We start from the raw sequence: 21,207 nt of genomic DNA, 5'->3' as shown, positions 1-21,207 counted from the left end.
ACGATCCCCCTGGACGGGCGGGTCAGTGGCAGGCTGAACAGCATGGATGGTCGTGACCTGGTGCGTTCGGTGAAGTCGGTCGGTGCTGCGGGGGCAGCCCACGGGTTGCGTACCGTACGCGCCGCCTGGCGCAGGAGGCGGGTGGACGCGGCCGGGCTGCCGGAGCGGGGGGCGGAACGCGCGCGGGTGCCGGGGCCTGTCACGGAGGTGGAGCCGGGTCCTGGTGGGGGGCTGATCCGGTTCGCCCGTTCGGAGCTGCGGATCATGGTCGCGGTGAACGGGACGGTGTTCTGGGGCTGGGACGGGGCGGCCCCGGAGCCGTCGTACGCACTGGCGGGGGTTTGTCCGGAGCCGGACCCGCGGGCCGTGCTGGAGCCGGACAAGGATGGCGGCTGGCGGGTGGTGGCCGAGCGGGTGACGCTGGTGATCTCACGGCACGGGGCGGTCGAGGTGCTCACGCCGGGCGGGGTCACTCTGCGCCGGGAGCAGCCGCCGCGCTGGTGGGAGCCGGTCCATGGGGGCGTGGCGCGGTGGATGCAGCGCTCGGAGGTGGCGTCGGACGCCCGGTTCTTCGGGCTCGGCGGGCGCGCTTCGGGGCCGCGGCTGCGGGACGGGACGTACCGGCTGTGGAACACCGACCCCGGGCGGCCGTTCGGGCCGGACGAGGATCCGCTGTACGTGACGATGCCGGTGCAGATGGTGGTGGCCGACGCCTCGACGCATCTGATCTTCTACGACACGTCCTGGGACGGGACGGTGAGCCTGGCGGAGGGCGAGGAAGGGGCCGGGTCGGGGCACGACCGGGCGGGGACGAGTGAGCTGCGGATGGACGGTGGTCCGCTGCGCTGCTGGGTGATGGTGGGGACGCCCGCGCGCGTGCTGCTGTGCTGGGCCTCGCTGACGGGCGCGCCCGCGCTGCCGCCGGTGTGGGCGCTGGGGCATCATCACGCGCGCTGGGGGTTCGGCGGCGAGCAGGAGGTGCGCCGGATCGTGGCCGGCTATCAGGAGCACGGGCTGCCGCTCGACGCCGTGCATTTGGACATCGACCACTTCGACGGGCACCAGGTGTTCACGGTCGACCACGAGCGCTTTCCCAAGCTGCCGGGACTCGCCGAGGATCTGCGGCGGGACGGGGTCCGGCTGGTGTCGATCGTCGATCCGGCGGTGAAGGCGGCACCGGGGGGCGCGCTGTACGACGGCGGGGCGGCCCGGGACGCGTTCGTGCGGGATGCCTCGGGGCAGGTCGTACGGGGGCTGGTGTGGCCCGGGGAGTCGGTCTTCCCCGATTTCACGGACGCGGGGGTGCGGGCCTGGTGGGGCCGGCAGTACGAGGAGCGGCTGGCGCAGGGGTTCGCGGGGTTCTGGCACGACATGAACGAGCCGACGTCGTTCGCCGCGTTCGGTGAGTCCACGCTGCCGAGGTCGGCGCGACACGCCCTGGAGGGTCGTGGAGGCGACCACAGGGAGGCGCACAACGTGTACGCCCTGGGGATGGCCAGGGCGGCGTACGAGGGGCTGCGGGAGCTGTGTCCGGAGGAGCGGCCGTTCGTGTTCTCCCGGGCGGGCTGGGCCGGGATGCAGCGCTATGGCGGGACCTGGTCGGGGGACGTGGCGACCGGCTGGCCGGGGCTGCGGGCGTCCCTGGCGCTGGTCATGGGGCTCGGGCTGTGCGGGGTGCCGTACTCGGGGCCGGACGTGGGCGGGTTCGACGGGTTTCCGTCCGCGGAGCTGTATCTGCGGTGGTTCCAGTTGGGGGCCTATCTGCCGCTGTTCCGTACGCACGCGAGCATGCGGGCGGGGCGGCGGGAGCCGTGGGAGTTCGGGCCCGATGTCCTGGGGCACGCGCGCGGGGCGCTGCTAGAGCGCAGGCGGCTGCTGCCGTACTTCGTGACGCTGGCGCATCTGGCGCGGCGGACGGGTGCCCCTTATGTGCGGCCGTTGTGGTGGGGGGCGCCGGAGGACCGTGCGCTGCGGGACTGCGAGGACGCGTTTCTGCTGGGTGACGCGCTGCTGGTGGCGCCGGTGCTCGACCCGGGGGCGGACCGGCGGGCGGTGCAACTGCCGCGCGGGCGCTGGTACGACACGACGACGGAGCGGGCTTACGAGGGTCCTGGGCAAGTGCTGGTGGACGCGCCCCTGGCACGGATTCCGGTGCTGGCGCGGGCAGGTGCCGTCCTTCCGGTGCGGGGGAAGGACGGCGGGCTGGAGTTGGAGGTGTGGGCGCCCGCGCGGGGGCGGACGGGGAGCGGGCTGGTGGTGGCGGACAGCGGCGACGGATGGGACGAGCCGGAGGTCGAGCGGTACTTCACCCGCTGGGAGGGCTCACAGGTGGTCGTCGAGCGGGAGCGGGAGGACGGCCCGGCGGAGCCGCCCCACCCGGTCCGCGTCCGCGGGCTCCCGGAGGGCCCGGCTCAGTAGCGGCCCTCGAACCAGGCTCTGGCGGCCACGGTGTGCAGCGGGAAGGCCAGTTCCTCGGGCCGGCGCAGCAGGTGCCAGCCCTCGGTCTCGTCCGTGGCCGCCGACGGGGGCAGTCCGTCGACGGGGCGTTCGGGGAGGAGGCCGAAGAGCAGCAGGTAGCCGTCGGGGGCGCTCATGGCGTCGGCGAGCCGGACGTCGCGGGCGGCGGCGTCGATGCCGGTCTCTTCCTTCAGCTCCCGGACGATGGCATGGCGCCAGTCCTCGCGGTCGTCGATGAAACCGCCGGGGAGCGCGATGCCGCCCAGGGCGGGGGCGATGGTGCGCCTGATGACGACCAGGGCGGTGCCCTGGGTGTCGTACACAGGCTGGAGGGCCACGGCGACCGGCAGCGGGTTGCGGTAGGCCACGGTGCCGCACGACGCGCAGGTGCGGGGCCAGCCGGTGATGCCCTTTCCATAGGGCGCCCCGCAGCTCGAACAGTGGGAGTCGGCTGCGGAGTTGGGGATGGGTTGTGGGTTCTCGGACACGTCGCGGACTGTATCCGATGACGTGGAGGGCGTCTCTCCGCGCGGTGCCATTCGTCCTTGTCATGTGCCTTTGGTGAGGGATTTCCAGGCCACGGGGAAGTCGAAGTAGGTGGCGGGGTAGGGCTCGGGGCGGTGGGTGAAGTGCCACCACTCCTCGGTGAGGTTCACGAATCCGAGGTCTTCGAGGGTGTCCTTCAGCAGGAGCCGATGGGCGCGCTGGGGGCCCTGGACACGTGGGTCGAGGGTGTGGGAGAGGGTGTCGAAGCAGTTGTAGCCGGTGGCCATGTCGACCGAGTTGTCGGGGAAGCGCCGCGACTGTGGCGCGTGGCAGGGCACCAGGGGCTCGCCGGGGATGCAGGGCCTGGTGGGGCGGGCCGGGAGGGGGACGAGGGTGAGGTCGACGGTCGAGCCGCGGCTGTGGCCGGACTTCTTCGCGATGTAGCCGTCCGCGAAGAGGCGGGACTTGTCGATGTCCGGGTAGAACTCGCGCTTCATGGCCTCGTCGTCGAGGTCCTCGGCCCAGCGGACGAAGTGGTCCACCGCGCGCTGAGGGCGATAGCAGTCGTACACCTTGAGGGAGTAGCCCTGGCGGAGGAGGGTGCGCTGGGCCTTGTGGAGGGCCTGGGCGGCGGGGCGGGTGAGGAGGCACAGGGGGTGGTGGTAGCCGTCGATGGGGTCGCCGACGAAGTTGTGGGGGGTGGTGTAGCGGATGTCCTCGATGATCGTCCGGTCGATGGTGCGGAGGGCCACGAAGTCCTTGGGGGCGGTGGGCTCGGCGGGCGGGTGGGGGGATGTCCGGTGGGCGGGCGCGGGGAAGGCTGATGCCGGGGTGGTGGGTGCTGGGGCGGCGGGTGCTGGAGGGACGGGCGCTGGGGTGGCGGTGAGGATCAGTAGGGCGGTGAAGGCGGCAGGGAGAGCCCGTGGGGTGGTGGGGGGTTGTGTCATGGGGTCTGCGTCTATCAGGCGGCTGTGGGGGGCGGAAGCGTGTCGGGGCGGAGGGGGTGGGGGGTGTCCGGAATGGGTCGGTCGGTGGGAGGGGCCGGCCGGGCGGGGGGCTGGTTTGGGTGGGTGCGGCCCTCTGCCGGTGTGTGGTGGGCCGTGGCAGACTCGGATTTCGGATTCTGACGGATCGTCAGCTCGGGGTCGGGGGAGGAGCCTCCTCCGTCACCCTATGTGACGAATCCGGAACTTCCGTGGGAGCCGTGCGCGTTGATCGCTTCAGAGCCGGCGGAGGACCGGATCGTGATTCTGGGGCAGGCTCCGCCGGGCGTCACCGCCGCTGATCTGGCGGTGGGCATGGAGGTGGAGGCCGTGTTCGGCGCACTGCACGATGACGCGGAGACTACGTGGCTGACCTGGTACTGGCGGCCTACGGGGGTGTTGGCATGACGGGCGATGTGGCGGTGCTGGGCGTGGGGATGCATCCATGGGGCAAGTGGGGGCGCGGCTTCGTCGAGTATGGGGTGGTAGCGGCTCGGGCGGCGCTCGCGGACGCCTCGGTGGCGTGGCGGGACGTGGAGTCGATCGTGGGCGCGGACACGGTGCGTGGCGGATATCCGGGGTATGTGGTCGGTGCCTCGTTCGCGAAGGCGCTCTGGTGGCAGGGGGCTCGGGTGGCGAGCGTGTACGCGGCCTGCGCGTCGGGGGCGCAGGCGGTGGGCGCCGCGCGGGCACAGATTCTGGCAGGGCTGGCCGATGTGGTGCTCGTGGTGGGGGCGGATGCCGCTTCCAAGGGGTTCTTCCGGCCGGTCGGCGGGGATCGGCCGGATGATCCGGACTGGCTGCGGTTCCGGCTGCTCGGGACCACGAATCCGGTGTACTTCGGGCTCTACGCGCGCAGGCGGATGGCGGATGGCGGTGCATGGGGACACCGTGGAGGACTTCGCGCAGGTCAAGGTGAAGAACTCCGCCATGGGGGCGCTGAACCCGTACGCGCGCTATCGCACGCGGGTCACGGCCGAGGAGGTGACGGCCTCGCCGCTGGTCGCCGATCCGCTGCGACTGGTCGCCGATCCGCTGCGGCTGCTCGACGTCTGCGCCACCTCCGACGGCGGGGCGGCGCTGGTGCTGTCCAGCATGGAGTGCGCTCGGCGGCACGGGGTGTCGGCGCCGGTGCGGATCCGGGCGGTCTCGACGGTGACACCGCGCTGCCCGGCCACGGTGCTGGATCTGCCGGACCTGGCGACGGACTCGGCGGTGGCGGTCGAACCGGACCCGGTGTCCTTCAGGGAGTCGATCGTGCGCGCGGCCTATGCGGGGGCGGGGATCGGGGCCGAGGAGTTGTCACTGGCGGAGGTGTACGACCTCTCCACCGCGCTGGAGTTGCAGTGGTACGAGGATCTCGGGCTGTCTGGTGCGGGTGAGGGGGTGAAGCTGCTGCGGGAGGGGGCGACGGCGGTGGGTAGGCGCATACCGGTGAACGTGAGCGGTGGGCTGGCGTCGTTCGGGGAAGCCGTGCCGGCTCAGGCCATCGCGCAGGTCTGTGAGGTGACGTGGCGGTTGAGAGGGGTGGCGGGAGACCGGCAGGTCGCGGGGGCACGGGTGGGGATCACGGTGAATCAGGGGTTGTTCGGGCATGGGTCGGCGGTGATCGCGGTGCGGTGATGGGGAGAGGAGGGGAGGGAGGGGGCGGGTGGAGTGGTTGGCAGTGGGGAGAGGTGGGGTGGGAGGCGGTGGGATCGGGGAGTTGGGTGTGGGTGGTGGGTGTGGGGTCGGGCGGCTCGGGTGGTCGTGCGACCAGGGGCGGAGCGGGAATCGTACGCGTTGTGGTCGGTACGGAATCCTGCGTGAACGTCTTATGAATTGCCCTTCGGCGTATGTCCTGGGAGTCATCATGCTCCCGTGCGCTCCTGGACGGATTCCCTCCGCTTCGCGTTCCAGCCCGTGGTCAATCTCACCACCGGGGGGATCGCCGCACTGGAGATCCTGGCCCGCCCGGAGGCCGGGGACGTCCTGGCCGAGGCGCGGCGGGATCCCGAACTCGACGGCACGCTCGCGGTGCTGGCGCTCCGCTCGGCGGTGCGCAAGGGGGCGACACTGCCGCTGCATGTGAATGTGTTCGCGGGCACGCTCGCCGATCTCGGTGGACTCACCCCGCTGCACGACGCGGTGCGGCAGGCCGGGCGGTTGCCGTGGGAGGTCACGGTGGACATCGGGCCGCCCTACACCCACGTACCGCAGCAGGCGTTGCTGGAGGCGGTGGGCGCGTTGCGGGAGCAGGGGTTCCGGATCAGTGCGGACGGGGTGGGTGATGGGGATGTGCCGCTGCGGCTGCTGACGGACCTGGCGCCGGATCTGGTGAAGCTGGACGCGTCGCTGCTGGCGCGGCCCGCGGCGGTGAGGTCGATGCGGGCGCTGTGCGAGGAGTTGGGCGCCCTGCTCGCCATCGAGGGCGTGGAGACGGAACTCCAGTGCGCGACGGCCCGTTCCGCGGGGGCGCAGCTCGCGCAGGGGCAGTTGATCGCACCGCCGAGCCGGCTGCCGGTGGCGGAGGCGTATGTGCCGTCGGGCTCCCCCGCTCCGGAGGCAGTGCGGCGGCCGGGGCCGTCGGTGCGGGAGTTCGTACGGCCTGCGGCGCTGTTGCCGGACACGGCGTCGGCGGGGCAGGTGCGGGCGCTGTTGACCGGGTCGCCGGATGTCTCCGGGGTACTGCTGGTGGACCGGGACGGGGTGCCGGTGCGGTCGGTGCACCGGTCACGGTTCCTGCTGTCGATGTCGGGGCGCTACGGACACGCTCTCTACGCGGACCGGCCCGCCGCCAAGCTCGGCGATCGGCCGCGCACGGTCGGAGTGCACGCCACGGCGTGGGAGGTGCTGGACGTCGTGGCCGACGGGGACCGGGCGCGGACGTCCGACGATGTGGCCGTGGTCGATGATCACGGCCGGTGCGTGGGGGTCGTACGGCTGGCCGATCTGGTGCGGGCGCTGTCCGAGACGCGGGTGGAAGAGGCGGTCGGGCTCAATCCGCTGACGCGGCTGCCGGGGTCCGACGCGATCACGGGGGAGGTGGACCGGCGGATCGCGGACGGGTGGACGTTCACACTGAGCTGGCTCGATGTGGATCACTTCAAGGAGGTGAACGACGGGGCGGGCTTCGCGGCCGGGGACGAACTGATCCGGTCGGTGGGGCGGATGCTGCAACGGGTGGCCACCGGGAGCATGCGGGTGGGTCATATCGGCGGGGACGACTTCCTGGTCCTGGCCGATCCGGAGGGGCTCGATCCGATGGCCGCGTCGGTGCTGGACGTGCCCTGGTCCGCGGGTGGGCTGCCAGTGACGTTGTCGCTGGCCACGGTGGTCTGTGTGCCGGGGAGCGTGGCCGATCACCGGGAGGCGGCGGCGTCTCTCGCGCCGCTCAAGAAGGCCGCCAAGGGGCTCGACGGGGCGAGTTGGGTGCTGGGGCGGGCGGGGTTGCCGGGGCATGAGGTGCGGCGGGGTGCGGGGCCCTCGGCGGGGCGGGCGGGGTTCGCGGTGGCGGAGCCGGGGCGGGGGTGAGGGGGTGGGGTGGGAGCGGGGTGGGGGTCGGTGGAGGAGGGGGGTAGGTGGGCGCCGTCCGGATCGTGGCCCGCTACGGGTGCTGAGGGGGCCTCTGTTGGCTTGGGAGGCGTGGAGGGGTGCCGGGGGGACTCCTGGGGACCCTCCGTGGCTCCAAGGGCGTCAGAAGCCGATTCAGGCGGTGTGGGGTGGGCTTCAGGAGCCTCTCGGGGCTCGGGGCTCGGGATGAGGGTCTGGGGTGTGGGTGGCGTCCCGCTGACCGGGCCCGGCGTGCACCCGGCAAGGGGGCTTGGTTCAGGTCGTCACCTTCTGGCGGCGTTCCGCGGCGACGGCCATCGCGTGCTCGACGACGCCGATGAGGACCTCCTTCACCGACTCGCGGTCGCGCGCGTCGCACAGGACGACCGGGACACCGTCGTCCAGATCGAGGGCCTGGCGGACCGTGTGGGCCGGGTAACGGGCCGCCCCCTCGAAGCAGTTGACGCCGACGACGAAAGGGATGGAGCGGCGTTCGAAGTAGTCCACGGCGGCGAAGCAGTCCTCCAGGCGCCGGGTGTCGGCGAGGACGACCGCCCCCAGGGCGCCTTCGGACAGTTCGTCCCACATGAACCAGAACCGCTCCTGGCCGGGTGTCCCGAAGAGGTACAGGACGAGGTCCTCGCGCAGGGTGATGCGGCCGAAGTCCATGGCGACGGTGGTGGTGTGCTTGCCCTCCACGCCGCTGGTGTCGTCGACCGGGCGGCCCGCCTCGGTGAGCAGTTCCTCGGTGCGCAGCGGCCTGATCTCGCTGACCGCGCCGACCAGGGTGGTCTTGCCCACGCCGAAGCCGCCTGCCACGAGGATCTTGAGCGTGACGGGCTCGACCGGGGACTTGCCGCGCTCAGATCGCCCGAACTTCATCGGTCTCTTCTCCTGCTCGATGGGGATCGGCGGGCGGGGGCCCGTAGCCTCCGCCGCCGGGGGTTTCGATGACGAGCACGTCGCCGGGGCCGACGTCCGTGGCGTCGCTGCCGCCCAGTGGGGTGACCGTACCGTCCGCACGCTCCACGCGGTTGGCGCCGAGTGCCCCGGGTTCACCGCCGTTCATGCCGTACGGGGGCACCCGGCGGTGCTGGGACAGGGTGGAGACGGTCATGGGCTCGCGGAAGCGGATCCGGCGTACGGCGCCGTCCCCGCCGCGCCAGCGGCCGGCGCCGCCGCTCCCCCGGCGCACGGTGAACTCGTCCAGGAGGACGGGCAGCCGCCACTCCAGGACCTCCGGGTCGGTGAGGCGTGAGTTGGTCATATGGGTCTGTACGACATCGGCGCCGGGGAAGCCGTCGCCCGCGCCGGATCCGGAGGCGACGGTCTCGTAGTACTGGTGGCGCGCGTTGCCGAAGGTGACGTTGTTCATGGTGCCGGAGCCCTCGGCCTGGACCCCCAGGGCGGCATAGAGGGCGCCGGTGATCGCCTGGGAGGTCTCCACGTTGCCCGCGACGACGGCGGCGGGCGGCTCGGGGGAGAGCATCGAGCCCGGCGGTACGACGATCCGCAGGGGGCGCAGACAGCCGTCGTTGAGCGGGATGTCGTCGGCGACCAGGGTGCGGAAGACGTACAGGACGGCCGCGTTGACGACGGCGTAGGGGGCGTTGAAGTTGGTGGGGAGTTGTGCGGTGGTGCCGGTGAAGTCGATGGTGGCGGAGCGGTCCGTACGGTCGACCTCGATGCGGACGCGGATGATCGCGCCGGAGTCGGTCTCATAGGCGTGGGAGCCGTCGTCGAGGGCGTCGATGACCCGGCGTACCGATTCCTCGGCGTTGTCCTGGACGTGCCGCATGTATGCCTGGACGACATCGAGACCGAAGTCGTGGATCATGCGGGCGACTTCGTCGGTGCCCTTGTGGTTGGCGGCGATCTGGGCGCGCAGGTCGGCGAGGTTGGTGGCGGGGTTGCGGGACGGGTGGGGGCCCTCGGTGAGCAGGCGGAGGGTCTCCTGCTCGCGGAAGCGGCCGTTCTCGGCGAGCAGCCAGTTGTCGAAGAGGATGCCCTCCTCGTCGATGGTGCGGCTGTCGGCGGGCATGGAGCCGGGGGCGATGCCGCCGATCTCGGCGTGGTGGCCGCGGGAGGCGACGTAGAAGAGGATCCGGTCACGCTGTGCGGTGCCGGTCGGGTCGGTGCCGAAGAGGGGGGTGATCACGGTGATGTCGGGGAGGTGGGTACCGCCGTGGTACGGGTCGTTGACGGCGTAGGTGTCGCCGGGGCGCATCGCGGAGCCGCGGCGGCGGATGACCTCCTGGACACTGGTGCCCATCGAGCCCAGGTGGACGGGGATGTGCGGGGCGTTGGCCACCAGGTTTCCGTCGGGGTCGAAGAGTGCGCAGGAGAAGTCGAGCCGTTCCTTGATGTTGACGGACTGGGCGGTCGACTCCAGCCGGGCGCCCATCTGCTCGGCGATCGACATGAAGAGGTTGTTGAAGACCTCCAGCAGGACCGGATCGATCTGTGTGTCGGGATCGGATGCCGGGTCGGTGCTGTGTGCGAGGGGCTGGGCGGCGCTCTGCGCGGTGGGCTGGGCGGTGGGGTGATCTGTGTTCCGAGCCGCGCTCTGATCTGTGTTCGGATGCGCGTTCAGATTTGTGCTCGGGTCGGAACTCTGTGTAATCGCCGCGCGTTCCATGACCAGATGCCCGTCGTGGCTCGCGGTGGCCCACCAGCCGTCGTCGACGACGGTGGTGGCGCCGGCCTCGGTGATGATCGCCGGGCCGGTGACTCTCTCGCCGGGTGGTAGTGCCGTGCGGCGGTGGAGGGGTACGTCGCGCCAGGCGCCGCCGGTGTGCAGGCGCACGGTGTCGGGTGGGGCGGGGCGGCCTTCGTACGGGGCGAGGGCCGAGAGATCGGGGGGTTGGGTGATTCCGGTGGCTTCGACGGAGAGTGCTTCGACGACGATCGGGCGGTCGAGCGTGAAGGAGTACGTGGCGCGATGACGTGCTTCGAAGTCCTGCCGCATGGCGTCCGGTGCGGCGAGGCGGACGGTGAGGGTGGTGTCGGTGCCGTCGTAGCGGAGCTGGGCGCGGCGGACGGTCCGGATGCGGTCCTCGGGGATGCCCTCCGCGCGGAGTTCGGCGCGGGCCGCTTGTTCGAGTGCGTCGGCGGTGGTGCGGATGCCGGGCATGGCGGCGGGTTCCAGTGGGGCTTCGACGGACCGCTCGCGCATGGCGGTGGTGTCGGCGAGGCCGATGCCGAGCGCGGAGAGCAGGCCCGCCATGGGTGGGACCAGCACGGTACGGATGCCGAGCGACTCGGCGACGCTGCACGCGTGCTGGCCGCCGGCGCCGCCGAAGGTGGTGAGCGTGTAGCGGGTGACGTCGTGGCCCTGCTGGACGGAGATCCGTTTCACGGCGTTGGCGATGTTGGCGACGGCGATCCGGAGGTAGCCCTCGGCGACCTGCTCGGGGGTGCGGTCGTCGCCGGTGCTCGCGCGGATCTCGTGCGCGAGGGCGGTGAAGCGCTCGTGGACCACGGTGTCGTCGAGGGGCTGGTCGCCGTCGGGGCCGAACACGCGCGGGAAGTGGGCGGGCTGGATCCGGCCGAGCAGGACATTGGCGTCGGTGACGGTGAGCGGGCCGCCGCCCCGGTAGCAGGCGGGGCCCGGGTCCGCGCCCGCCGAGTCCGGCCCTACGCGGTAGCGGGCGCCGTCGAAGTGCAGGACCGAGCCGCCGCCCGCGGCCACGGTGTGGATGTCGAGCATGGGCGAACGCAGCCGGACGCCCGCGATGCGGGTGGTGAAGACGCGTTCGTACTCGCCCGCGAAGTGGGAGACATCGGTGGAGGTGCCGCCCATGTCGAAGCCGATCACCCGGTCGAATCCAGCGAGTCGCGACATGCGCGCCATGCCGACGATGCCTCCGGCGGGGCCGGACAGGACGGCGTCCTTGCCGCGGAACTGGCCGGCCTCGGCGAGTCCTCCGTTGGACTGCATGAACATCAGCCGCACGCCGTGCAGTTGGCCGGCGACCTGGCGGACGTAGTGGCGCAGTACGGGCGAGAGGTAGGCGTCGACCACGGTGGTGTCCCCGCGGGGGACGAGCTTCATCAGGGGGCTGACCTCGCTGGAGAGCGAGATCTGCGGGAATCCGATGCGGGCGGCCAGTTCGCCGACGGCCCGCTCGTGGGCGGGGTGGAGGTGGCTGTGCAGGCAGACCACGGCGACCGCGCGGATGCCGTCCTCGTGGGCCCGGCGCAGGGGCCCTTCGAGCGCCTCCAGATCGGGCGGGCGCAGGACGGTGCCGTCGGCGGTGATGCGTTCGTCCACCTCGACGACCTGTTCGTGGAGCAGTTCGGGGAGGTCGATGCGGCGGGCGAAGATCTGGGGGCGGTTCTGGTAGGCGATGCGCAGGGCGTCGCGGAAGCCGCGGGTGATGATCAGCAGGGTGCGTTCGCCCTTGCGTTCCAGCAGGGCGTTGGTGGCGACGGTGGTGCCCATGCGGACGGCTTCCACGGGCTGGTCGGAGCCGCCCAGCAGGGCCTGCACACCGGCTACGGCGGCGTCGGTGTAGCGCGCGGGGTCGTCGGAGAGCAGTTTGTGGGTGAGGAGGGTTCCGTCGGGGCGGCGGGCGACGATGTCCGTGAAGGTGCCGCCCCGGTCGACCCAGAACTGCCAGCCCGTCGTCACCTTGGTCTCCTGGATCGCGCTGCTCGGCACCGTCCCTGTGGGCCGCCGTGCGCGGGGCCGCGGAGGGATGCCGACGATCGGTCGGATCATATCGGCCGGGGTGGGAGGGTGCCTGTCGTGGCGGGGGTGGGGGTGGGCAGTGGTTGCGGGGGTGCTCGGGGGCGGTGGGAGGTGGGGGTCGCGTCGGGGTGGTGGGGTGAGGTAGTCGGGGCGGGGTGGATGAGTGGGGGTGTAGGTGCGGGGTGGTGGGGTGACGGTGCCTGTGCGGGGTGGCGGAGCGAGGGTCCCTGCGCGGGGCGGCGGGGTGGGGGTGCGGGCGGTGGGCGGATGGGGGAGCGTGCCCGGGCTGGGTGGCTTGGTGAAGGTGACGGCGCGGGGGTGGTGCCGGCCGGGCGGGGAATGCGGGAGCTTGGTCAGGGCTGCCGGGGCCTTCGTATGCCGGGTCAGGGCTGTGGCCGGTGCCTCCGGGGGCTTGGTCAGAGCGCCCGGAGGCCGTTGATCACATCGCGGAGGACACTCTCGTCGGGGAGTTCGGCGGGCGGTACGGGGCGGTTCACATGGACGAGGTCGTTGTCCACGAGATCCCCGACGAGGACCCGTACCACGCCGATGGGCAGGTTGAGTTCGGCGGCGAGTTCCGCGACCGACTGCGGGGCCTCGCGGCACAGGGCGACGATGTCCACATGTTCGGGGGACAGCGAGCCGTCGGTGTCGGCGTCGTCCGCGCGCGGTTCCGCGACGACCACCGCGATCAGGTCCAGGCGGTGCTGGGCGGCGTGCCGGGTACGGCCACGGGTCATCGCGTACGGGCGGACGACCGGTCCCGCTTCGTCGTCGAACCAGTGGCTTCTTGCCTCACCGTCAGCGCTCATGCCATCCCACTACCCGCCTGCGGACAGATCGGTGCGCGGAGCGGCACCAAGATGTACGCCGACCCGCTTGACCAGCAGGGTCATCTCGTACGCGACCTGGCCCACGTCCGAGTCCGCGTCGGAGAACACGGCGAGACAACTGCCGTCGCCGGCCGCGGTGACGAACAGGAAGGCGTCGTCCAGCTCGACCACCGTCTGGCGTACGCTCCCGGCGTCGAAGTGGCGGCCGACCCCCTTGGCGAGGCTGTGGAAGCCGGAGGCCACGGCGGCGAGGTGCTCGCCGTCCTCCCGGGTGAGGTCCTTGGACACTCCGGTGGCGAGGCCGTCTCCGGAGAGCACGACGGCCTTGCGGATGCTCGCGACGCGGTCCACCAGATCGTCGAGGAGCCAGTTCAGCTCGCCCGACTTGTTGCTCGCGGAGTGGCCGGTCGGCTTCGGTGCGGTCATCGACCGTCCCCCTTTGTCGTTCCTTGTGGTGCTGTGCCGCTCTGGGTGTCGTCGCCCGCGGCGTTCTCCTCACGGCCCCGCTGCCAGCCGCGCTGGAGCGAGGCCATACGGCTGCGGACCTCGTCGGCGTCCCGCTCGTCAGGTGCGGCGGTGGTCTCGGTACGCCGTTCGGTGGTGCTGCGCAGTTGTGGGGCCAGGTTGGCCTGCCGTATCCGGCGGGGCAGGGCGCCCGCGTCGGGGGCGGCGGTCTCGGCAGTGCCGTCACCGGATGCACCGGACACGCCGGGTGCGTCGATGGGGCGGGGTTGTCCGGGGCCGCGCAGGGCGGCGGGGTGGTGGCCGGCGGCGTGGGTGCGGGGCTGGTCCGTCGGGTGGCCGGTGCCGATGCCTCGGAGTCCGTCCGTGCGAAGGCCCTCGCCGGGGGCGCGGAGGGGAGCGTCGGCGCGGGGTGTGCGGCCGTCGAAGATTGGGGTTCCGGTGTTGCGGGGGTTCTCGGGGCCGGTGCCGTTGGGGTCGCCGGTGTCTCGGGCGCGGTGCATGCCTCGCAGCTCTCCGGGGGGCCGGTGGGTGCCGGGTCCGTCGGGGGCCGGGCCGGAGGGGCCTGTGGTTGCCTCGCCGGGGTCGGTGGTGCCTCGGGCGCGGCGGGGCAGGGAGGAGGGTCCGGCGGGCGGGTCGAGGGTGATGGCCTCCGGGCGCTCGGGGCCGCTGCCGGGGCCGGTGGCTCCGGTCGGGCCCGGGGCTCCCTTCGGGCCGGTGGCAGGGGTCGGGCCGGGCGTCGTACGGCGTACGGGGCCCGTGTCGCGGCGGCGGGCCGGGAGCGGGGCGGCGGAGTCGTCGGGGCCGGGGCGCGCGGCGGTCGGCGCGGTGCCCTCCTGGATGCTCGGACGGCGGCCGCGCTGGTCGGTGACGGGACGGCCGTGGGAGCTGACCAGCTTGGGGGTGTGGCGGCGGGGCAGCGGGAGCGGGGCGCCGGAGTCGTCGTCGTCCGGATCGCCGGCACCGCGCGGGCCCGGTACGGCACCGGGCGTCCGGGAGACGGGGTCGGTGACGGGGTCGGCGTTGAGGAAGGTGCGGGGGCGGAAGATGCCGCCGCGTTCGCTGTCCTCGTCGCCGAGGACGCCGGAGAAGTCCCGGATGGCGTCGAGATCGACCGGGGCCTCCAGTTCGACGGGGCCGTCGAGGAGGGAGGCGGGCAGACCGGGGAGCTGGACCGGTCGCTGGGCGAGGTCGGGGTGAGGGCCCTCGCCGGCCGCGCGGGGCCGGTCGAGCCGGAAGCCCGTGCCGTTGGTGTCGGGTACCGCGTCGGTGAGCAGGGAATCAGGGATGAAGACGACGGCGGTGGTGCCACCGTAGGGGGAAGGTTGCAGGGAGACGCGCACGTTCTGGCGCTGGGCCAGACGGCTGACGACGAAGAGACCGAGACGGTCGGTGTCGGAGAGTTCGAACTCGGGGGTCTCGGCGAGCCGCAGGTTGGCGTCGAGGAGCGCTTCGGCGGCCATGCCGAGTCCGCGGTCGTGGATCTCCAGGGTGAAGCCGTTGGCCACGCGCTCGCCGATGACCTGGACGGCGGTGTGGGGCGGGGAGAAGACGGTGGCGTTCTCCAGGAGTTCGGCGACCAGGTGGGTGAGGTCGGCGACGGCCGGTCCGGTGATGGCGGTGCGGGGCAGTCGGCGGACCTCGATGCGCTCGTAGTCCTCGACCTCGGCGACGGCCGCGCGGACCACGTCCATGAGCTGGATGGGCTTGCGCCACTGCCGGGAGGGGGCGGCGCCGGAGAGGATCACCAGGCCCTCGGCGTGGCGGCGCATCCGGGTGGTGAGGTGGTCGAGGCGGAAGAGGTCGGCGAGTTCCTCGGTGTCCTCGGTGCGGCGCTCCATGGTGTCGAGCAGGGTGAGCTGCTTGTGCAGCAGGACCTGGCTGCGGCGGGCGAGGTTGACGAAGACCTCGGAGACACCGGAGCGGAGTTCGGCCTGCTTGACGGCCGCTTCGACGGCGGCGCGCTGGAGGGTGTTGAGGGCCTGGCCGACCTCGCCGATCTCGTTCCGGTCGTACTCCAGGCGCGGGACCTCGGTCTCCACGTCGACCTGCTCACCCGCGGAGAGCCTGCGCATCACGCTGGGCAGGCGGACGCCGGACGCCTCGTGGGCGTCGAGGCGCAACTGGCGCAGGTCGCGGATGAGGCCGCGGCCGATCCGCACAGAGACGAGGAGGGAGAGGAGCAGCGCGGCCAGACCGAGGGCGGCGGCGAAGGCGACGCGGACGATGACACCGGTGGCGATGGGGCGGACGCGGTCCTGATAGCGGTCGGAGGCCTCGTCGTTGAGGGTGCCGAGCTGGTCGAGGACCTTGCCCGCGGCCTCGTCCCAGTCGCCCGCGTCGACATGGCGGGGCGTGCCGGAGCCGGAGGCGAGCGCGGACTCCTCGGCGACCCGCAGCGGGGCGGAGTCGGCGTTCTTCCAGAACCGTTCGTAGCGGTTGCGTTCGGCGGTCGGCAGCAGCGGGAGGTTGACGTCATAGGTCAGGCTGCGCTGGGCGACGAGGTCGGTGATGTCGCGGACCTCGGCGGCGGAGAGACTGCCGACGACGAGGGCGGAGCCGAGCAGCGCGTCCTCGCGGGCGAGGAGTTCACGGGCGCGGGAGAGGCCGACGAGCGCGCGGTACTGCTTGTCGAGTTCGACGTCCTCGACGGCGTGGAGGTTGGTGAGCAGGGTGTAGCAGGGGTCGATCAGCCGGTTGTAGAGGTCAAGTGCCTGGCTTCGGTTGACAGTGCCGTCCTCGACGCTGCGGCGCAGGGTCCAGATGCCGTCGAAGGCTTCGAGGACGGCGGTCAGCCGTTCGCCGGTGGCACCGCCCATGGCGTCACGGATGCCGGGATCGCCCGCGTTCTTGCGGAGTTCGGCCACGGCCTCGTCGGTGGCGGCGCGGGTGCGGCGGAGCGCGGCGAGGCCGTCGGAGTCGCGGGGGTCGGCGAGGTGGACCAGGGTCTGGCGGCGCTCCTGCTGGAGCACGCGCACGGTGTCCTCGGTCGGGTAGCCGACGTCCTCGACGACCGACGAGGCGGTGAACAGACCGCTTGCCTCCTGGCCCGTGAGCACCATGCCGAAGGCCCACAGGGCGCTCATGGAGACCAAGGGCACGAGCAGCAGCGCCACGATCTTCCTGCGGATGGACTTCCCGCGAAAGCGCATGGCCTCCCCCAGCGACAACCCCCACCGGCAGGGGGTGCACAAGTGCGTCAACAAACGGCGCGAGCCTACTACCGACACACCAGTAACTCGAAGGGCCGTCCGGAGGCCGAACGTCCGCCGCTGCGACAAGCCGGGACAAGACAGGGGGAGTTGTCCGGTCATTGCGGGAGATTGTGTCCGTCACCACGGTCACCTTCGGGCGGATCGGGACGACTCTGTGACATCCGGTGTTGGCCGGAAGTTTTCGATACGGGGGAATCTTCGGGGCGTCTCGTTCGTCCTTCTCTATGGGAAATGGGGACGGAATCGGCCACACGAGCCGCATCCCGCACCCTGGCGGCGTAAATCAGCGCAAGCCGGGCAGCCACTGTGGGGTCGGGTCTTCGGGCCGGGGCAGCCGGTCGGCGAGGCGGTGGGGAGTGACACGATGATGGGCACGGCGCAGCGGCAGGAGGCGCCCCGGGACGGTTCGGGGGCCGAGGTCAAGGAGTCGCGCGACGAAGTGCGGGCGCCGGATCACGAGGTTCCGGTGAGGACGGGGGCGGACGTGGTCTCGGGCGGGCGGGGAGAGACGGTCTCGACGGCCGGAGCCGGCGGTGCGAGCGTGTACGCGCATACGGGCGTGAGCGCGGGTGAGCGGCGGATTTCGGCGCAGCCCAGGATCGAGACGCAGGTCGGCTACCGACCGCTGTGGGTGGAGGAGCCGGCGAAGCGCCGCAGGCTGCCCGACCCGGTGCGGACCTCTGCCGTGCGGGCGGTACTGATCATCTCGGTGACGCTCATACAGGCGATGGTGACGGTGCTGAGCACGCTGGCCGGGTCATGGCTGGCGTTCCCGATGCTGATCAGCAGCGTGGTCAGCACGGTCGTGGCGACCTGGAGCGTGCTGGACGTCTGGGTGACCCGCCAGGTCTGGTACCAGCGCAACGGCGTGGTCTCCGCGCCCAGCAGCACCGCGCGCAGCCTGCGCCGCGAGCGGCGGCGGGCCCGGCGCCAGGCGCGGGCGGCGGCACGTTCACAGGAGCGGATACGCCGGCCCGGGAACGCCGGGCGGCTTTCGCACCCGTGAGTGGGCGGGGCACGAGCGTGGGGCAAGTGAGGGCAGGGGCGCAACGCGGAGGAGGGAGAGGGAGAGGGAGAGGGGTGGGCGTCCGGCGAGGGTGACCTGCGGGTGATCGGGTGAGCCGAGTGAGCCGGTTGATCCAGGCGATCCGGGTGACGGTGCTCGCTTCTGAGCACCGCTCTCCTGAAGCGGGTATCAGGGGCTCTCTCGTGAAGCGGGTGTCAGGGGAGGCATCTTCTGGAGCGGGTGTCAGGGACGCTGCTCCTGGGCGCGGTGTCTGGGGACACGGGCGAGGTCGCCAGAACGGGCCGAGTCTGTGCGGTGCCCGGTGGAGCGGATCGTCGACGCTCTTGGCAGCGGGCAGAGCAGGGGCCGAGGCAGCGGTCCGGTGACTGACCAGGGTTCAATTTCGGCCGATCATGTCGACTCTTTGCCGGGTTCTGACCGCATGGACCAATGGATCAATGGATCGGTCGTCGGTTGCCGTGGGTGACCCGCTGTTCCGGGAGCGGCGGGCGAGTGGAGCGAGAAGTGAGAGGGAGGGAGGGCACCTTGGCCTCCGGGGGAACAGGAACAACGTACGACGTCATCGTCGTCGGGCTCGGTGGGATGGGGAGTGCCGCCGCGCATCATCTGTCGGCGCGCGGGGCCCGGGTGCTCGGGCTGGAGAAGTTCCGACCGGTGCACCGGCAGGGGTCGAGTCACGGGGGGTCGCGGATCACCCGGCAGTCGTACTTCGAGGATCCCGCGTATGTGCCGCTGCTGCTGCGGGCGTACGAGTTGTACGAGGATCTGGAGCGGGCGAGCGGGCGGGAGATCGCGATTCTCGGCGGGGGCCTGATGATCGGGCGGCCGGAGAGCCGTACCGTCGCGGGTTCGCTGCGGTCGGCGCGGGAGTGGGGGCTGCCGCACGAGATGCTGGACGCGAAGGAGATCCGCCGGCGGTTCCCGACGCTGACGCCGGCCGATGACGAGGTGGCGCTGTACGAACGCAGAGCCGGGCTACTCCGGCCCGAGAACACGGTCGCCGCGCATCTCCAGCTCGCCGGCCGGCAGGGCGCCGACCTGCGCTTCGAGGAGCCGGTCACGCGCTGGAAACCGTACCGCGACGGGGTGCGGGTGCGGACCGCCGGGGGCACGTACACGGCGGATCGGCTGGTGATCTGTCCGGGGGCCTGGGCGCCGGGGCTGCTCGCTGATCTGGGGGTGCCGATCAGGGTCGAGCGGCAGGTCATGTACTGGTTCCAGCCGCGGCACGGGGTCGAGCCGTTCCGTCCGGAGCGTCAGCCGATCTATGTCTGGGAGGACCGGGAGGGAGTTCAGGTCTACGGTTTTCCGGCGATCGACGGGCCCGAGCAGGGGGCCAAGGTGGCCTTCTTCCGTGCGGGGAGCGGGGGTGCCGGGGAGGTGGGTGAGGGTGCTGTGACGCCGGAGACCATCGACCGGACGGTTCACGAGGGGGAGATCCGGGGGATGGCCGCGTACATGGCCGATCGGATACCGGATCTGGCCGGGCGCTTCCTCCGGGCCGCGACCTGTATGTACGCCACGAGTCCGGATGAGCACTTCGTGATCGCACGGCATCCCGCGCATCCGGAGTCGGTGAGCGTGGCCTGCGGGTTCTCGGGGCACGGGTTCAAGTTCGTGCCGGTGGTGGGCGAGATCCTCGCCGATCTCGCACTCGACGGAGCGACTCGGCATCCGATCGGGCTGTTCGATCCGGCGCGGTTCGGGGACGTGGCGAGATGATGCCGGTGGCCGGTCGGGCTTAGGCCGGGCCGGGTCGGGGCGGGGGGCGGGGTGCTTCGCCTTGATGGCACGGTGGTGGGTCGTGGGTGTGGGGGTGGGGGTGGGGGTGGGGGTGGATGTGCGGGTCGGGTCTGCGTCGGTTGTTCGGCCGGTTCGAAACGGGGAAGCAGCCCAGCAGTCCCATCCCCTGTGCGAGCCAGGAGACTGCCATGCCTGATCTGTTCATCGACGGCGAGTGGCGGGGCGCGGTCGGTGGTCTCACCCGGGAGATCCGGTGTCCGGCGGACGGTTCCCTCGTCGCCGTGGTCGATGAGGGAGACGGTGGGGACACCGTGCTCGCGATCGAGGCGGCACGGCGGGCGTTCGATGCCGGGCCCTGGCCCCGGACGTCCGCTGCGGCGCGGGGTGAACTGCTGCTGAGGGTCGCCGGGCTGCTGGTCCGCGACAAGGACGCGCTCGCTCGCGCCGAGTCCCTCGACACCGGGAAGCGGCTGGTGGAGAGCGCGTATGACATGGATGACGTGGCGCGTTGCTTCCGGTACTTCGGACGGCTGGCCGTGCTGGACGAGGGGCGGGTGGTGGACACCGGGCGGGCGGACGTGGACAGCCGGGTGGTGTATGAGCCGGTCGGGGTGTGTGGGCTGATCACCCCGTGGAACTACCCCTTGTTGCAGACCGCCTGGAAGGTCGCCCCGGCGCTGGCGGCGGGCAATGCGTTCGTGCTGAAGCCGAGCGAGGCGACGCCGCACACGGCGATCCATCTGATGCGGCTGCTCCAGGAGGCGGGGTTGCCGCCGGGCACCGGCAATCTGGTGCTCGGCGCCGGTCCCCGGGCGGGTGCCCCGCTCGCCGAGCACCCGGACGTCGACCTGCTCTCCTTCACCGGCGGACTGCACACCGGGCGCCTGCTGATGGCCGCCGCCGCGGGCACCGTGAAGAAGGTCGCGCTCGAACTCGGCGGCAAGAACCCCAACATCGTGTTCGCCGACGCCGACTTCGAGGCGGCCGTGGACATGGCGCTGACCGCGGTGTTTCTGCACTCCGGGCAGGTCTGCTCGGCGGGCGCCCGACTGCTGGTGGCGGATTCGCTGCACGAGCGGTTCGCGACGGAGGTGGTGCGCCGGGCGCGGGGCATCCGGCTGGGCGGGCCGTTCGACGAGCGGGCACAGACCGGGCCGCTGATCTCGGCGGCGCATCGGGCCAAGGTGGAGGCGTATGTGGCGCGGGGGGTGGCGGAGGGCGCGGTACTGCGGTGCGGTGGTGCTCGGCCCGAGGATCCCGGGCTCGACCAGGGCTTCTACTATCTGCCGACGGTCCTCGACGGCTGCGCGGCCGGGATGTCCGTGGTCCAGGAGGAGTCCTTCGGGCCGGTGCTGACGGTGGAGCGGTTCGGCGACGAGGACGAGGCGGTGCGGCTCGCCAACGGCACGGTCTACGGGCTCGCCGGGGCGGTGTGGACCCGTGACGAGGCGCGGGCGGCACGGGTCGCGGCGGCGCTGCGGCTGGGCACGGTGTGGATCAACGACTACCACCCCTACGTACCGCAGGCGGAGTGGGGCGGCGTCAAGCAGTCGGGGGTCGGCCGGGAACTCGGTCCTGCGGGACTCGCGGAGTACCGGGAGCCGAAACACATCTGGCGCAACACGGCACCTTCGCCGCAGGGTTGGTTCGCCTGACGCGGGCGGGCTCTTCGGCCGGCGCTCGCCGTCCTCGCCCCGCAGCACCCGTCCCCTCCCCCGGCCTGAGTCCCGGCCCACCCCGCCCCACCTCGCCTCCCCTGACTCGACCTCTCCTCATC

Annotated in this window: 12 protein-coding genes and 2 pseudogenes; 7 read left to right on the top strand and 7 right to left on the bottom strand. The window is 72.1% G+C overall.

The window, feature by feature from the left end; genetic code table 11:
* The first annotated feature begins 42 nt into the window (after positions 1-42).
* Entirely contained in the window at positions 43-2,418 is a 2,376-nt protein-coding gene (locus tag AB0O01_RS19700) for a TIM-barrel domain-containing protein (RefSeq protein WP_365314917.1), read from the top strand.
* Here AB0O01_RS19700 and AB0O01_RS19695 read toward each other — a convergent pair.
* Positions 2,412-2,945, bottom strand: coding sequence for an NUDIX domain-containing protein (locus AB0O01_RS19695; RefSeq protein WP_365314915.1), 534 nt, complete (start codon positions 2,943-2,945; stop codon positions 2,412-2,414). The genes AB0O01_RS19700 and AB0O01_RS19695 overlap by 7 nt on opposite strands.
* A gap of 60 nt (positions 2,946-3,005) precedes the next feature.
* Positions 3,006-3,890, bottom strand: coding sequence for a M15 family metallopeptidase (locus tag AB0O01_RS19690; protein ID WP_365314913.1), 885 nt, complete (start codon positions 3,888-3,890; stop codon positions 3,006-3,008).
* A 213-nt stretch (positions 3,891-4,103) separates the two neighbouring features.
* Between AB0O01_RS19690 and AB0O01_RS19685 the strand changes: the two are divergent.
* The 3 genes and pseudogenes from AB0O01_RS19685 to AB0O01_RS19675 form a co-directional block, all read left to right on the top strand.
* Positions 4,104-4,334, top strand: a pseudogene (locus AB0O01_RS19685) (benzoylsuccinyl-CoA thiolase); the annotation flags it as partial.
* A pseudogene (locus AB0O01_RS19680) lies at positions 4,331-5,549 on the top strand (lipid-transfer protein). The pseudogenes AB0O01_RS19685 and AB0O01_RS19680, both read left to right, overlap by 4 nt.
* Before the next feature lie 237 nt (positions 5,550-5,786).
* A complete protein-coding gene (locus tag AB0O01_RS19675; protein WP_365314912.1) occupies positions 5,787-7,439 on the top strand; it encodes a GGDEF domain-containing protein in 1,653 nt (550 codons plus the stop codon).
* A gap of 294 nt (positions 7,440-7,733) precedes the next feature.
* On the opposite strand, the gene AB0O01_RS19670 is transcribed toward AB0O01_RS19675, so the two are convergent.
* The 5 genes from AB0O01_RS19670 to AB0O01_RS19650 all read right to left on the bottom strand — a co-directional run bounded on the left by AB0O01_RS19670 (position 7,734) and on the right by AB0O01_RS19650 (position 16,597).
* Positions 7,734-8,339, bottom strand: coding sequence for an ATP/GTP-binding protein (locus AB0O01_RS19670; RefSeq protein WP_365314910.1), 606 nt, complete (start codon positions 8,337-8,339; stop codon positions 7,734-7,736).
* A complete protein-coding gene (locus tag AB0O01_RS19665) occupies positions 8,320-12,120 on the bottom strand; it encodes a hydantoinase B/oxoprolinase family protein (RefSeq protein WP_365314908.1) in 3,801 nt (1,266 codons plus the stop codon). Before AB0O01_RS19665 ends, AB0O01_RS19670 begins: the two co-directional genes overlap by 20 nt.
* 446 nt (positions 12,121-12,566) lie before the next feature.
* Positions 12,567-12,962 (bottom strand): DUF742 domain-containing protein, encoded by a 396-nt coding sequence (locus AB0O01_RS19660; protein ID WP_365314906.1) that lies wholly within the window; start codon positions 12,960-12,962, stop codon positions 12,567-12,569.
* A 9-nt stretch (positions 12,963-12,971) separates the two neighbouring features.
* On the bottom strand, positions 12,972-13,409 hold the full coding sequence (locus AB0O01_RS19655; protein ID WP_365314905.1) for a roadblock/LC7 domain-containing protein: 438 nt from the start codon (positions 13,407-13,409) through the stop codon (positions 12,972-12,974).
* Entirely contained in the window at positions 13,406-16,597 is a 3,192-nt protein-coding gene (locus AB0O01_RS19650; RefSeq protein ID WP_365314904.1) for a nitrate- and nitrite sensing domain-containing protein, read from the bottom strand. Before AB0O01_RS19650 ends, AB0O01_RS19655 begins: the two co-directional genes overlap by 4 nt.
* A gap of 430 nt (positions 16,598-17,027) precedes the next feature.
* On the opposite strand from AB0O01_RS19650, the gene AB0O01_RS19645 reads away from it, so the two are divergent.
* The 3 genes from AB0O01_RS19645 (at position 17,028) to AB0O01_RS19635 (ending at position 21,085) form a co-directional block, all read left to right on the top strand.
* Positions 17,028-17,666 (top strand): hypothetical protein, encoded by a 639-nt coding sequence (locus tag AB0O01_RS19645; protein ID WP_365314960.1) that lies wholly within the window; start codon positions 17,028-17,030, stop codon positions 17,664-17,666.
* Between the two features lie 546 nt (positions 17,667-18,212).
* On the top strand, positions 18,213-19,409 hold the full coding sequence (solA, locus tag AB0O01_RS19640) for an N-methyl-L-tryptophan oxidase (protein WP_365314902.1): 1,197 nt from the start codon (positions 18,213-18,215) through the stop codon (positions 19,407-19,409).
* A 209-nt stretch (positions 19,410-19,618) separates the two neighbouring features.
* Positions 19,619-21,085: an aldehyde dehydrogenase family protein gene (locus AB0O01_RS19635; RefSeq protein WP_365314901.1), complete on the top strand. Its 1,467-nt coding sequence runs from the start codon at positions 19,619-19,621 to the stop codon at positions 21,083-21,085.
* Positions 21,086-21,207 lie beyond the last annotated feature (122 nt).

The organism is Streptomyces sp. NPDC093252 (genome assembly GCF_040683675.1).
Lineage (GTDB): Bacteria > Actinomycetota > Actinomycetes > Streptomycetales > Streptomycetaceae > Streptomyces.
The sequence above is the reverse complement of the archived record's forward strand: the minus strand, read 5'-3'. Positions and strand labels throughout refer to the sequence as shown.